11 protein-coding genes are annotated in these 13,188 nt (G+C 54.0%); 2 read left to right on the forward strand and 9 right to left on the reverse strand.

The window, feature by feature from the left end; all coding sequences use genetic code 11:
- Positions 1-72 precede the first annotated feature (72 nt).
- Both MKX76_RS12905 and MKX76_RS12910 read right to left on the reverse strand, forming a co-directional pair.
- Positions 73-993, reverse strand: coding sequence for a carbohydrate ABC transporter permease (locus MKX76_RS12905; protein ID WP_007133118.1), 921 nt, complete (start codon positions 991-993; stop codon positions 73-75).
- A 16-nt stretch (positions 994-1,009) separates the two neighbouring features.
- Complete coding sequence (locus MKX76_RS12910) at positions 1,010-1,936, reverse strand: ABC transporter permease (protein ID WP_341033907.1); 927 nt, start codon at positions 1,934-1,936, stop codon at positions 1,010-1,012.
- A 316-nt stretch (positions 1,937-2,252) separates the two neighbouring features.
- Here MKX76_RS12910 and MKX76_RS12915 point away from each other — a divergent pair, with 316 nt between their 5' ends.
- Both MKX76_RS12915 and MKX76_RS12920 read left to right on the forward strand, forming a co-directional pair.
- A complete protein-coding gene (locus MKX76_RS12915) occupies positions 2,253-4,001 on the forward strand; it encodes a sensor histidine kinase (RefSeq protein WP_341033909.1) in 1,749 nt (582 codons plus the stop codon).
- Positions 3,998-5,608 (forward strand): helix-turn-helix domain-containing protein, encoded by a 1,611-nt coding sequence (locus MKX76_RS12920; protein WP_341033910.1) that lies wholly within the window; start codon positions 3,998-4,000, stop codon positions 5,606-5,608. The genes MKX76_RS12915 and MKX76_RS12920 overlap by 4 nt, the downstream gene beginning before the upstream one ends.
- Before the next feature lie 379 nt (positions 5,609-5,987).
- Here MKX76_RS12920 and MKX76_RS12925 read toward each other — a convergent pair whose 3' ends face one another.
- The 7 genes from MKX76_RS12925 to MKX76_RS12955 form a co-directional block, all read right to left on the reverse strand.
- Entirely contained in the window at positions 5,988-6,248 is a 261-nt protein-coding gene (locus tag MKX76_RS12925) for a hypothetical protein (RefSeq protein ID WP_341033912.1), read from the reverse strand.
- A 724-nt stretch (positions 6,249-6,972) separates the two neighbouring features.
- Positions 6,973-7,890 carry a ribose ABC transporter substrate-binding protein RbsB gene (rbsB, locus tag MKX76_RS12930; RefSeq protein ID WP_007129682.1) on the reverse strand — a complete coding sequence of 306 codons (918 nt, stop codon included), beginning with the start codon at positions 7,888-7,890 and terminating at the stop codon, positions 6,973-6,975.
- Positions 7,891-7,904: 14 nt separating this feature from the next.
- A complete protein-coding gene (rbsC, locus tag MKX76_RS12935) occupies positions 7,905-8,873 on the reverse strand; it encodes a ribose ABC transporter permease RbsC (protein WP_007129681.1) in 969 nt (322 codons plus the stop codon).
- 1 nt (position 8,874) lies between these two features.
- Positions 8,875-10,356 carry a sugar ABC transporter ATP-binding protein gene (locus tag MKX76_RS12940; RefSeq protein WP_251536940.1) on the reverse strand — a complete coding sequence of 494 codons (1,482 nt, stop codon included), beginning with the start codon at positions 10,354-10,356 and terminating at the stop codon, positions 8,875-8,877.
- A 15-nt stretch (positions 10,357-10,371) separates the two neighbouring features.
- On the reverse strand, positions 10,372-10,770 hold the full coding sequence (gene rbsD / locus MKX76_RS12945; RefSeq protein WP_007129679.1) for a D-ribose pyranase: 399 nt from the start codon (positions 10,768-10,770) through the stop codon (positions 10,372-10,374).
- Complete coding sequence (rbsK, locus tag MKX76_RS12950) at positions 10,767-11,651, reverse strand: ribokinase (RefSeq protein WP_251536942.1); 885 nt, start codon at positions 11,649-11,651, stop codon at positions 10,767-10,769. Before rbsK ends, rbsD begins: the two co-directional genes overlap by 4 nt.
- Positions 11,651-12,634, reverse strand: a complete 984-nt coding sequence (locus MKX76_RS12955; protein WP_251536944.1) for a LacI family DNA-binding transcriptional regulator — start codon at positions 12,632-12,634, stop codon at positions 11,651-11,653. Before MKX76_RS12955 ends, rbsK begins: the two co-directional genes overlap by 1 nt.
- Positions 12,635-13,188: the final 554 nt, after the last annotated feature.

Here is a 13,188-nt window from a genome sequence, read left to right on the forward strand (position 1 = left end):
AAGCTTCAAGCCCTTTACCATTCCATAAACCCCCCAAGCTTTTTGATGATAGGACATGCATTGAATCGAACATTATTGCTTTACGGCTCCGATCATCACCCCCTGGTTGAAATATTTCTGCACAAACGGGTAAATGCACATGATCGGAACCGTAGCGACAATGATGACCGCATACCGCATCAGGTTAGCCAAGCGCAGCGCGACGGCTGCGGCTTCCCCCGTTCCGAGGGCCGATTGCATCTGGTTCGTCACCAGAATGTTTCGGAGGATAAGCTGCAGCGGATACAGATTCGAATCTTTCAAATAAATCAGCGCGTTGAAATATGAATTCCAATGGCCGACGGCCGTCCATAAGGCGATGACCGAGATTACCGCTTTCGAGAGCGGGATGACGATCTGGACAAAATACCTCAGATTCCCGCATCCGTCGATCTGGGCCGCCTCCCATAAATCCTCGGGGATGCTCGTCTTGAAGAACGTCCGCGCTACGATAATGTTGAATACCGCCACCGAGAACGGCAGCACCATGACGAGAAACGTATCGTACAGCTGGAAATCCCGGATCGTCATGAAGGTAGGGATCAGGCCGCCGTTAAAGAACATCGTGAATATAAAAAGCAGGGAAATGTACTTGCCGCCGACCAAATCCCGTCTGGACAGCGCGTAGGCTGCCGAAATGTTGACCGCCAGGCCGATCGCCGTTCCCACGATGGTATACAGGATCGTATTACGGTACCCCACCCATATATTAGAATGCTTCAGCAATTCCTGATAGCCCGCCAGCGTAAAATCTTTCGGAAACAGCCACACCTGCCCGTTCGCAACGGCTGCCGGATCGCTGAATGAGGCAATGACGATAAAATAGATCGGATAGATCAGAACGATCAACAAGAGGACGGCGAAGATGTACATGGCAATCTCCAGGATGCGGTCAGAGGAACGGGTGTAGACGGCGCGCGCCCCTTTTTTCGTTTTTGCTTCCATTCCGCTCATTGAAACCCTCCTCTCTCTACCATAAGCTGTTCTCGCTGTACTTCTTGGAAATGTAGTTCACCATGATCAGGAGCACGAAATTAATGACCGTGTTAAACAGGTTGATGGCCGAGGAAAAGCTGTACTGGCTGCTCAGCATCCCGATTTTGTACACATAGGTCGCGATCACCTCGCTGGACGTGATATTGAGGTTGTTTTGCATCAGATACACCTTCTCGAAGCCGACGCCAAGCAGATTTCCGATTCGAAGGATCAATAGCGTGATCATGGTCGGCATCAGCATCGGGATATCGATGTACCGGATCTTCTGCCAACGGCTCGCGCCATCCATCGTCGCCGCCTCGTACAGGCTGGGATTGACGGCCGACAGGGCCGCGATATAAATGATGCTGTCCCAGCCCATGTGCTGCCACACGTCGGACCACACATAGACGCTGCTGAACCACCCGGCCGAGCCCATCAGATTCGGCGCCTCGGCACCGAAGAGGCGGAACAGGTTGCCGATCAAGCCCGTGCTGGGCGAGAACAGGATGAGCATCAGGCCGACCATGACCACCGTCGATATGAAGTGCGGCATGTAGGTCACCGTCTGGAAAAACCGCTTGAACCGGTTGGGACGCATCTGGTTGACCATCAATGCGAGCATGATCGGAATCGGAAACGTAGCCACGCTGTAGAGGCTGATGACGACCGTGTTTTTGATCGTGCTCTCAAATTGATAGGAGCGGAAAAATTTCTCGAAGTATTTCAGCCCCGCCCACGGGCTGTCCATAATGCCTGCCGCAGGACTGTAATCATTAAAGGCGATCAGGATGCCGTACATCGGCACGTAGGAAAACAACAGGACCAGCACCACCGCGGGCAGCAGCAGCAGGTACAGCCCCCAATTTTTCTTGATTCTCGAAATAAGCTGCCGGGAGTCGTTCAGTTGGCCTGCTTTCAATGGAATCCCCCTTTCTCTCCCGCCGCTTCCAAAGCGTTAGGTTGAATCGAACAGCTTCAGTATACTCCGGCGGAGCAGCGTTAACCGGACCTTGTGAAACGCTAATCGGACCTTTCTTTTACCCTTACCGAGACTTGGGGCCCCGGTTTCGGCAATGTCCTGCCGTTATCCGGACTTAAACCGGCAATATCCGGACTTTATCGCGGGAGGCCTCCAGGAACGCCATGTTTTTTTGCGTCTTTCGTTTTATAATAGCCTTACTATCCTTAAAACGCTTTCATTTCAAGGCGTTCGCGAAAGGAACTGGAGAATTCCGATGGTCAAGTCGCTTTATAACAAGCCTTATCCGATTCGGCATTATGTCAAAATCATGCTCTTCATCTCGATCTTCGCCCTTGTCGTCGATCTCGTGATCAGCTTCGCTTCGATCTTCATCGTCAAGCAGCAGTCCACGCGGTATTTGCAGGATACGGCGAATTTGTATATCCAGCAGATCAACCATGACTTCGCTTATATCAATCATTACATGGGATGGACGCTGGCTAACGACGAAAGCGTGAAGACGCTGGATGACAAGGATACCGAATACGTCGATTTCATTGAAGCAAGCGAACGCGTTCATAAACGATTTAACGAGCTGCAAAAAAATTACGGCCAGGGCTACAATTTCTTTTTTTATCTGAAGGAGCAGGACTTCTTCCAAAACTACGCCCCGATGTCCGTGACGTATTCGGAGTTTCTTGAGATCAAGGAGCAGATCGTTTCCTTAACCGATAGCAAAAACGTCTATGAGACCTTCTACTCCAATTGGAAGCCGATCCGCGTCCGGGATACCCACTACATCGTGAATATCGTACCCTATCATAACCGCTACTTGATCTGCCTCATTTCCGCCGACGACCTGATCCGGCCCTTGCGCGAGCTGAACCTGGGCGAGGAAGGCTACGTTTCCTTGATCGGATCAAACGGAGAAGCTATATCGGGCCCGGCAGCGGACGATGATCCGCGTACCCGCGTCAGCGGTTCGGCCGCTTCCTTGCTGAGGTTCCCGCCCTCAACAACCACTGTGACCAAAGCGTTCTCCAATGCGTCCTTTCATGTGCAGCTAGTGATCCAATTCGGCATGTTCGAGAAAATCATGATCGCCCAGCTGCTCATCATGCTGCTGTTCGTTGTGCTGACCTGCACGCTCAGCGTCGTCATGCTGTACTTCAAGAAAAAGGTGCTGAAGCCCATTCAGAATTTCTCGGAAAATCTGAGGCGCATTCATGAGGACAGCGAAAGCCTCGATTTTCGAAGCAGCGAGATCACCGAGCTGGAACAGGTCAATTCCCAGTTCAAGCATCTGATTGAACAGATCAAGAAATTCAAGATCGAAATGTACGAGCAAGAGCTGGAGAAGCAGCGGATCCAGCTGAACTATATGAAGCTGCAGATCAACCCTCATTTTTTCCTGAATTGCTTGACGAATATTTACAGTATGGCGCAGATGCAGATGCATAAGGAGATCGAGTACATGTCCTTGTCCACATCGAAATACTTCCGCTATATCTTTCAAAGCGGCGATGACTTGGTCAGGCTGGGCGACGAGATTGAGCATGTCCGCATTTATTTGGAAATTCAAAAGCATCGTTACCAGGACGCGTTCATGTACCGGATTGCCGGAATGACCGATGATTTGAGCGGGCTGAAAATCCCGCCGTTGCTGCTTCAAACCTTCATTGAAAATGCCGTCAAATATGCCGTATCCCGCACCCAGACGCTGTTAATCAGCCTTGACGTTTCTCTGCAAACGGAGGGAGAGCATCCCCGGCTCTGCATCGAAATTTCCGATACCGGGCCCGGGTTCCCGCCGGACATCCTCGAGCAGCTTCAGAACGGGCGGCCGCTTAAGCAAGCTGGCGGAAAACGCATTGGCATCATGAACACCCTGCAGCGCCTGGAGCTCCTCTACCAGCGCCGGGCCCGGACGTTTTTCGATAACCGCGAGGACGGCGGCGCCCGGATCATCCTTGAGCTGCCGCTGCTGCTATCCGACGCAACCCTGAAAGGAGCCGAACGATGAACGTATTGCTTGTGGATGATGATGTATTTGTCGTAGCCGCCCTGCAGCAGAAGATCGATTGGAATGCGCTCTCGATTGAGGGGGTGTTTACCGCATATAATGTCGCCCAGGCCCGGGAGATCCTGCAGCAGCATACCGTGCAGATCCTCATCTGCGATATCGAAATGCCGCAGGGCAGCGGCCTTGAGCTGTTAGCCTGGATCCGGGAGGAGCGGTACGCCGTGCAGACCATCTTCCTGACCAATTACGCGGACTTCAACTACGCGCAGAAGGCGATCGAGCTGCAGAGCTTCGATTATTTCCTGAAGCCGATCGAGTTCGATAAGCTCACCTTGATCATTTCCAAAGCAGTATACAAAGCAAAGGAGCAGCAAAGCTATCAGGAGGCGCTGAAGGAAGGACAGCTGTGGAAAAAAAATCAGCGTAAGCTGCAGGAGCAATTCTGGCGCAAATGGATACACGAGAAAAGGCCTTCGGTGGACGCCGCCGCCATCGCGGAATCGGCCGCCGAGCATGATGTGTCTTATCTCGCGTCGGATCTGTTTACCCCGGTCCATCTGACCATTTTCCCGTACGATCGGAGCCTCGGGAAGGAAGACAAGGATCTGTTCGACTACGCGCTGCTCAATGTGCTTAGCGAGCTGCTTGTGGATCCTCGCTTCTCGGTGGAGACGATCCAGGAGTTTAGGGATTATAACTGGATCCTTGTGCTGAAATGGAGCCAGGCTTCGGATCCTGCGGCGATCGAGTCGGCGTTCCTCTCGTTCATTCAGCAAGCCAACAAATTCCTCAAGAGCGATGCCTGCTGCTGCATCGCCGATACCGCGGAGCTCGGACGCGTTCCAGGCTCCATCCGGGAGCTGCTGCAGATGAACGAGGATCTGATCAAGAAGCGCAATCAAATCATGTTCCTGGCGCATCATCCGCTGGAGGAAACCGCTTATTCTCCGCCCGATTCGGCTTCATGGGAGGCGCTTCTGCACCAGAATGACCCGGCGGCATTTCTGGAAGAGATTCGCGGCTATTTGCGGAATCTTGCCCGCCAAGGCGTCTGCAATGCTTCCGTGCTGAGGCAGTTCCGGATTGACATCGTACAGCTGGTGTACGCCTATCTGAAGAGCCGGGAAATCCAGGCGCACAAGCTGTACAGCGGCAAGACGCATGACCAGCTGTTCCTGCAATCGCTGAACTCGATCGAGGATATGGAGAAATATATCGCGTATCTGGTGCAAACCGCGGCGGACTATCACTTTTTCGGCGATCCCTCTCCTACGGTCGTTGAGGAAATCCGGCAGTACATCCACCGCCATTACGGGGACGATCTGACCAGGGCCAGCCTCGCGGAAATCGTCTATCTGAATCCGGATTACTTGGCCCGCGTATTCAAGAAGGAAACCGGCGTATCGCTCGGCACCTACATCATTCAGGTCCGCATCAAAGCGGCCCGGCAGCTGCTGGAAACGACCTCGCTCTCGGTCTATCAGATCGCGGCCAAAGTCGGGTATTCGAACTATTCTTATTTCTCGAAGCTGTTCAAGCAGGATACCGGCTGGTCGCCGAGCGACTACCGCCGGGCGGTGGCCGAGGGGCAGCGCGTGTTGGGGTGAGGGAGAAGAGCATGCTGCGCGGCAGCTCCATGTCCTATAAAAAGTATGCGGGTCATGCTTCCTTCCGTGTGTCATCACTCCGCATGCGGATTATGCCTCCTTCTGTGAGCCATTACTCCTCATGCGGATCATACCGCCTTCTGTGTGCCATCACTCCGCATGCGGATCATGCCTCCAATCTCTGTTGTCCTCTAATTTTCTGGAATGATCTTATCTGTAGTTAAAATTAGAGGACAAAGGAGAACGCTCCGCTTTTCCGGCATGATTCCGCCTGCTCCGTTGAAGCCTTTTTGCGGGATTGAAGGATGGATCAGTGACTTTATGGCAGCTCAATGTCCCTTTTCGGGACTTGCTCGCCCGTCTTGCGCTCGTTATCGCTTCACACGTCCCTTTTCAGGACTTGTTCGCCCTTCTTGCGCTCGTTTCCGCTCGACACGTACTTTTTCGGGACTTGCTCGCCCTTTTTGCGCTCGTTTGCGCTCCACACGTCCCTTTTCGGGACTTCCTCGCCCTTCTCAGGCTCGGTCGCGCTCCACAAGTACTTTTCCGGGACTTGTTCGCCCCTCTTACGCTCGTTTGCGCTCCACAAGTACTTTTCCGGGACTTGTTCGCCCTTCTTGCGCTCGTTTGCGCTCCACACGTCCCTTTTCGGGACTTGTTCGCCCCTCTACGCTCGTTTGCGCTCCACACGTCCCTTTTCGGGACTTCCTCGCCCTTCTTGCGCTCTTTATCGCTTCACACGTACCTTTTGGGGACTTGCTCCCCCTTCTCAGGCTCGGTCGCGCTCCACAAGTACTTTTCCGGGACTTGTTCGCCCCTCTTACGCTCGTTTGCGCTCCACACGTCCCTTTTCGGGACTTGCTCGCCCTTCTTGCGCTCGTTATCGCTTCACACGTCCCTTTTCGGGACTTGCTCGCCCTTTTTGCGCTCGTTTCCGCTCGACACGTACTTTTTCGGGACTTGCTCGCCCTTCTCAGGCTCGTTTGCTCTCCACAAGTACTTTTTGGGGACTTCCTCGCTCCTTCCGGACTCACCCTCGCCCTGCAGCGAGCATTCATAGCGACTTTACCGACCGATTCTCCCTAACTGCGGCCAAACGATCCGCTCAGAAGGCCTCTCATTGGAAAAAGCCAATAAAAAAACGCGGCTCCCGGCTTTTCAACCAGGACCGCGTTAAATCTATATTCCTTCTTTGAGCCAGATTTGTGAGCCGCGTTCGTTCTGTCCTAATTTCTTAAAGATCAGTTTCTGCGGCCCTCGCTCCTTATGCCTTCAAACCCACTTGAGCTGGCCATGCCTCTAATCCTTCAGCACAGCGGCATTATACGCACACCAAGCTTTAGCCAGCCACGCGTATTGCACAACTACTCCTTCACGACCATTTTCAGCGGAGCGGCGATGTTTTTCTCCACCTCTTTGCCTTGCAGCACATCCTTCGCCGCTTGAACCGCAAGCTGACCGATCAGCTCCGGCTGCTGCGCGACCGTTGCCGTCATATTGCCGGTCTCGATCGATTTCAACGCATCCTCGTTACCGTCAAAGCCGATGACCATAATATCCTTGCCGGAGCTTTGGATCGCTTCGATTGCGCCGAGCGCCATCTCGTCGTTATGGGCGAAAATCGCTTTTGCATCCGGATTGCCCTGCAGCAGGTTTTCGGTTACGGTCAGACCTTTCGTCCGGTCGAAATCAGCCGCCTGCTTCGCAACTACGTTCAGCTGCTCATCCGCGATGTCGTGGAAGCCTTTGCCGCGCTCACGCGTTGCCGATGCTCCCGGAACGCCTTCCAGCTCAATGACTTTGGCGTCCTTGCCCAGCTGCTCCACGATAAATTCCGCAGCCATCTGTCCGCCCTTCACGTTATCGGATGCGACCAGCGCCGCTACCTCGCCTTTATCCGCAGAGCGGTCCAGCGTTACGACCGGTATGTCAAGGCTGTTCGCCGTCTGCACCACCGTGGAAATGGCGGAAGAATCCGTCGGATTGATCAGCAGCGCGTCGACCCCTTGCTGAATCAGATCGTCCACGTCGTTGCTCTGCTTGGCGGAGTCGTTCTGCGCATCCACGACAACGACCTCGATTCCCTGCTTGGCCGCTTCTTCCACGACTCCGTCCTTCAACGATACGAAGAACGGATTGTTCAACGTGGAGATCGACAGGCCGATCTTCATATCTTCAATGTTTCCACTCCGCTTCGGCTTCGCCCATTCCGGCGGCTCCAGGGAACAGCCGGTGATGAAGACCAGCATGAGCGACATGAGCAATAGCGTTATTTTTTTCATAGTTCCTCTCTCCCTTAAGCCGATTTCTTCCGGTCGAGCAGAACGGCAATCGCAATGACGACGCCCTTCACGACCATCTGATAGAAGGAATTGACACCGAGCAAGTTGAGTCCGTTATTCAGGATACCGATGATCAGCACACCGATCAGGGTGCCGACGATCCGTCCCCGTCCGCCGGTCAAGCTCGTACCGCCAAGCACGACTGCGGCGATGGCATCAAGCTCGTACGATGTTCCTGCCGTCGGCTGGGCGGAGTTCAGACGGGATGTCAGAATCGCACCCGCCAGGGCGGACAGCATGCCTGCCAGGGAATATATCATAATTTTCACTCGTGAAACCTTAATACCGGATACAAGCGAAGCTTTTTCGTTGCCGCCAATCGCATAGGTTTTGCGTCCGAACGATGTCTTATGCAAAATTACCCACAGTACAGCAAACGTGATGATCATGGTAATGGCCGGCACCGGAATGCCCAGCAAATAACCGCGGCCGAACAGCTGGAACGCCAGGCTGTCGCCTAGACCCGTGATCGGATTCCCATTGGTATAGACGAGCGTCAGCCCCCGGAAAATCGTCATGGTCGCCAATGTTGCAATAAACGGAGCCATTTTTCCTTTCGTGATCATGAGGCCGTTAATCATCCCCATGACACCGCCGAGTGCCACCCCGATAATAATCGACAGAATCGGGTCGAAGCCCGCCACCATCATATTGGCGACAAATGCGCTGGACAGTGCCAGAATGGAGCCGACCGACAAGTCGATGCCTCCCGTCAGAATGACGAACGTCATCCCGAATGCAATCAGGGCGTTAATGGATACCTGGCGCAGCAGGTTCAGAATATTGAGCGGTTCCAAAAAACTCGGATTCAGAACCGAAACGATGACGATGAGAATGATCAGTCCGAGCAGCGGCCCGAGCTTTTGCGTGAAGCCTGAGACATTAAAGCCTTTTCCCGCCTTCGCATCATGAATGGTTGTCATATTATTGTCCTCCTGTAGCTAGAGTCATGATCTGTTCCTGCGTTGCGTTCTCTCCGCTCACTTCTCCGGAAATCCGGCCCTCGTGAACGACAAGGATTCGGTCGCTCATGCCGAGCACCTCCGGCAGCTCTGAAGAAACCATCAGAATGGCTACGCCGCGTTCGGTCAACTCATTCATCAGCTGGTATATTTCCCGCTTGGCTCCGACGTCCACTCCCCGTGTCGGCTCGTCCAGGATGAGCACGCTCGGACCAATGCCGATCCACTTGGCGATGACGACCTTCTGCTGATTGCCCCCCGACAGGTTCCGGGCCGGCGTCTCGGTCGTATGGGTCTTGATCTGTAGGCGCTTGGTCAGCGTGTCCACAAAATCCAGCTCTTTCTTCGCCGATATGAACCCCTTGGACGAGAAGCTGAACAGATTCGTCAGCGCCATATTTTCGCGGACGGAGAAGTCCAGCACTAGGCCCTCATCCTTTCGGTCCTCGGTAATAAAACCGATCCCGTGCTTAACCGCGTCATCCGGTTTTCGGATATTGACTTTCTTGCCGCGCACCCAGATCTCGCCGCTATCAAGCCGATCCAGTCCGAAGATGGCCCGCATCATTTCGGTGCGTCCTGCGCCCATCAGTCCCGACATTCCGACGATTTCGCCGGCTCTTACCGAGAAGCTTACGTTCTCGAATTTACCTTTGCTGCTGATGTTTTTCACTTCCAGCACCACATCGCCTGGAACGGGATGCCGGGCCGGATAGCGCTCGGTCAGCTCCCGTCCGACCATCTTGCGAACAACCTCGTCGAAGTTCGTATCTGGAATCGGCTTCGTATCAACGGATTTGCCATCGCGCATGACCGTAATCCGGTCGCATATCGTAAAGATCTCTTCCATCCGGTGCGAGATATAGACGATGGAGACGCCTTCCTTCTTGAGCGAACGGATGACCTCGAACAGCTTCTCGATTTCCCGTTCCGTCAGCGCCGCCGTCGGTTCGTCCATGATAATGACTTTCGCCTTGGTCATCAGCGCTTTGGCGATCTCGATCATTTGCTGCTGGCCGACGGAGCATTCACCGGCCTCCTGGGTCAGTGGAATCTTCACGGATAATTTGCCGAACTGCTCCTTCGCAAGCGCCTTCATTTGCTTCATGTTCAAAAAACCAAGACCCGACGTCGGCTCCTTGCCGATAAACAGGTTGTCCAGCACCGTCATCTCAGGCCAGATGTTCAGCTCCTGATGAATGAAAGCGATGCCCTTCTCTTCCGCTTCCTTCGGGCTGCTGAAGTACGTCTCCTGGCCATCGATGACGATCGTGCCTTCGTCCCGGCTGTGCAGCCCGGTCAGGATGTTCATTAGTGTCGATTTACCCGCACCATTCTCTCCCATCAGGGCATGGACCTCTCCTTCCCGGAGATCAAAGTCCACGCCTGCCAGCACCCGGTTTGTCCCGAAGGACTTATGAATATTCTTCATCTCAATGTTCATGGTGCAACCTCCTTATTAACCGAAATGAACCCCCGCCTGTAAAATGCAATTCGCATACGGCTTCGCTTCACCCGTGCGGATGACCGCCTTCGCGTCTCCCATCAGCTGCTTGAACCGCTCATGCGGGCAAGCTTCAATCTCGCAATCCCGGAATGTATCATGTATATATTGCAGTGTTTCCTTATTTTCAGCCTTCATCTCTTCGGCGATCACTACCTTCTCGATGACCATGTCCTCCGCGATGGCATCCACGACCTCCTTGAAGCCCGGGGTGCCTAGACGCAAGGCCAGATCGATCTTCGGAACTCCCGGCGGCACCGGAAGCCCGACATCGCCGATAACGATACGGTCCGTATGTCCCAGATCGGCCAGCACCTTCGCAATATGGCTGTTCAGCATGCCGTTCTTCTTCATCGCAAGCTGCCCCCTTCCACTTCGCGGCGGGTCGGCATGCCGCCCTGTGCCCCGAACTTCGTTACCGACAAGGCAGCCGCCCGATTGGCAAAATCCAGGCTGTCCGAAAGGCTCATGCCTTCGGCAAGGGCCACCGCGAACGCCCCGTTAAACGTGTCGCCCGCGCCCGTCGTGTCGACCGCTTCGACCTTGTAGCCGGGAACAACAACCTCCTGCGAACCGTCGTAATAGCGTACGCCCTTCTTCCCTTCGGTCACAATCAGCTTGTTCGGATAACGCCGCAGCACCTCGCCGAGAGGCTCTTCGCCAAACAGAACCAACGCTTCGTGCTCGTTCGGCGTAATATAAGCAGCTTTCTCGATGACCGACTGCGGCACCGGCCGGGCTGGTGCTGGATTAAGGATAAGCGATACGCCGTATTTCGCACACAAATCGCTGACATGCACGACCGTTTCCTCCGGAATTTCCTGCTGGATCAGCACGATATCCGATCCTTGAATAACCTCGGCGGCCCGGTCAACGTAGTCCGGCGTTACCAAGTCATTCGCTGCCTTCACAAAAACGATGCTGTTATCCCCTTCGGCCAAAATAATGTGAGCCGTTCCGCTCTCCATATCTGTAACCGGTTCCACATAGTCGGCAACAATACCGTTCGCTTTCAAATTGTTCAAAATGACCTGGCCGAACGAATCGTCGCCTACGCGGCCGATCATGGTCACCTCGGCGCCAAGCCTTGCTGCAGCAACCGCTTGATTCGCTCCCTTTCCGCCGGGGACCGTCTTGAAACTGTCCCCGAGCACGGTTTCGCCTGCTCCCGGACGCTTGGCGGACGTTACCACCAGGTCCATGGATGCGCTTCCGATTACCGTTATTTTAGCCATTATGATTCCACCTTTCTCGTTGTCTGGCGCTCCATAAATGTGACGGAAAACTCGACGCTGCTTCGCTCCATCCGTTCTCCCTCAATCAGTCCGATCAGCAGCTTGGCCGCCTCCCGGCCCATTTCATAAGCAGGCTGATGAATGGTCGACAGCGAAGGGTACAGCAGGCTGCTGAGCAAAATATCGTCAAAGCCGATGATCTGCACGTCCTCCGGCACTCTCTTTCCCAGCCGATGCGCTTCCTTTAATACGGCGGATGCCAGGATATCATTACTTGCAATGACGCCGTCCGTATCGGGATACTGCCGGAACACTTCCTGGGCAAAGCCTTCTGCGCGGGATAACGAAAAGGATGTCGTCTTCAGCACCTGAAACGATGCGCCTTGCTCCGCCAATGCTTCGGCTGCCCCCTCAAAGCGTTCCTGCGCCGGCCGCACGTTCGCCGGACCTTGCATCAAGGTGATTGCCTTGCTGCCGCGGCGCACGATTTCCCTTGCCGCGATCCGTCCGCCCTCACGTCCATCGGCATATACCGACGGCCGGTCATTGGATGTCCGGTCCAAAAATACGACCGGTATGTTCAAATCCTGATACATGTCGGCGTCAGGATCATTGGTTGAGGAAATGACCCCCACCACGTTGTTCTGGATAAAGGTCTGGATGTACTCCATTTCCTTCTTCTTGCTTTCATCGCTGTTCCCGAAAATCAACCGGTAGTCGTTCTCCTGCATCTCATCCTCGACACCGCGGGCGAGCTGCGGGAAATACGGGTTCATAATATCCGGAAGCAGCAATCCGATTAGTTTCGATTTTCGTTTATATAAAGACCTTGCCACCTCATTGGGCGTATAATTCAACTCGCGGATCGCCTGCTCCACCTTGGAGCGGGTATCCTCATGTACGTAACCGTTTCCATTTAAAACCCGTGAAACGGTAGCGACCGAAACACCAACGTGCTTGGCCACATCTCGAATGGTCGTCATCTGCGTCATCACCTCATCCATGTAAACCGGTGTGTAACCGGTTACAGGTATAGATTATCACAAACGCTTTCATGGCGCAAGCATTTTAACTCCGGGATTTTTTTACAGCGATTTCAGTCTATTGGAAATGTACTATTTCCCGCATTGCTTCACTCACCATTGTTTATTTGCAATCATCTCACGTCCTGCTTCCTCTCCATGGATTACCGGCAGTCGCCTTCCGTCTTGTTCCCTCATCATCGCCTATCGGCAATCGCCTTCTGTCTTGCTCCCCACCGTCGCCTATCTGCGATGTCGCCAACTTCGATCGTCCTTTAGGCTGTCGCCATATTTGTCCTTTCGCCTGACTAACCGCCCAAGCCATACAGCTAGGCCAAAGCATATGATGCATGACAGGCAGCATTCCATCCCGCTCTCGCATCCCCGTCCCATTTCCGTGACTGCTCGTCTGCACGCATGTACCACCTTACTCTTTTTTTCGGATTCGCTTCGAGCTAACCGGATCCGGATGACCGAATCAAACGAAGCAGGGGCGCTTAAATTTCTGCTGCGGG

The sequence above is a fragment of the Paenibacillus sp. FSL R5-0810 genome (assembly GCF_038002285.1).
In the GTDB taxonomy this organism is placed as follows: Bacteria; Bacillota; Bacilli; order Paenibacillales; family Paenibacillaceae; genus Paenibacillus_AQ; species Paenibacillus_AQ lactis.

Bases quoted from the DNA above. Each gene is read 5' to 3' on its own strand.
- MKX76_RS12905 (WP_007133118.1), bottom strand. From the start codon at position 993: ATGAGCGGAATGGAAGCAAAAACGAAAAAAGGGGCGCGCGCCGTCTAC.
- MKX76_RS12915 (WP_341033909.1), top strand. From the start codon at position 2,253: ATGGTCAAGTCGCTTTATAACAAGCCTTATCCGATTCGGCATTATGTC.
- MKX76_RS12920 (WP_341033910.1), top strand. From the start codon at position 3,998: ATGAACGTATTGCTTGTGGATGATGATGTATTTGTCGTAGCCGCCCTG.
- rbsB (WP_007129682.1), bottom strand. From the start codon at position 7,890: ATGAAAAAAATAACGCTATTGCTCATGTCGCTCATGCTGGTCTTCATC.
- rbsC (WP_007129681.1), bottom strand. From the start codon at position 8,873: ATGACAACCATTCATGATGCGAAGGCGGGAAAAGGCTTTAATGTCTCA.
- MKX76_RS12940 (WP_251536940.1), bottom strand. From the start codon at position 10,356: ATGAACATTGAGATGAAGAATATTCATAAGTCCTTCGGGACAAACCGG.
- rbsD (WP_007129679.1), bottom strand. From the start codon at position 10,770: ATGAAGAAGAACGGCATGCTGAACAGCCATATTGCGAAGGTGCTGGCC.
- rbsK (WP_251536942.1), bottom strand. From the start codon at position 11,651: ATGGCTAAAATAACGGTAATCGGAAGCGCATCCATGGACCTGGTGGTA.
- MKX76_RS12955 (WP_251536944.1), bottom strand. From the start codon at position 12,634: ATGACGACCATTCGAGATGTGGCCAAGCACGTTGGTGTTTCGGTCGCT.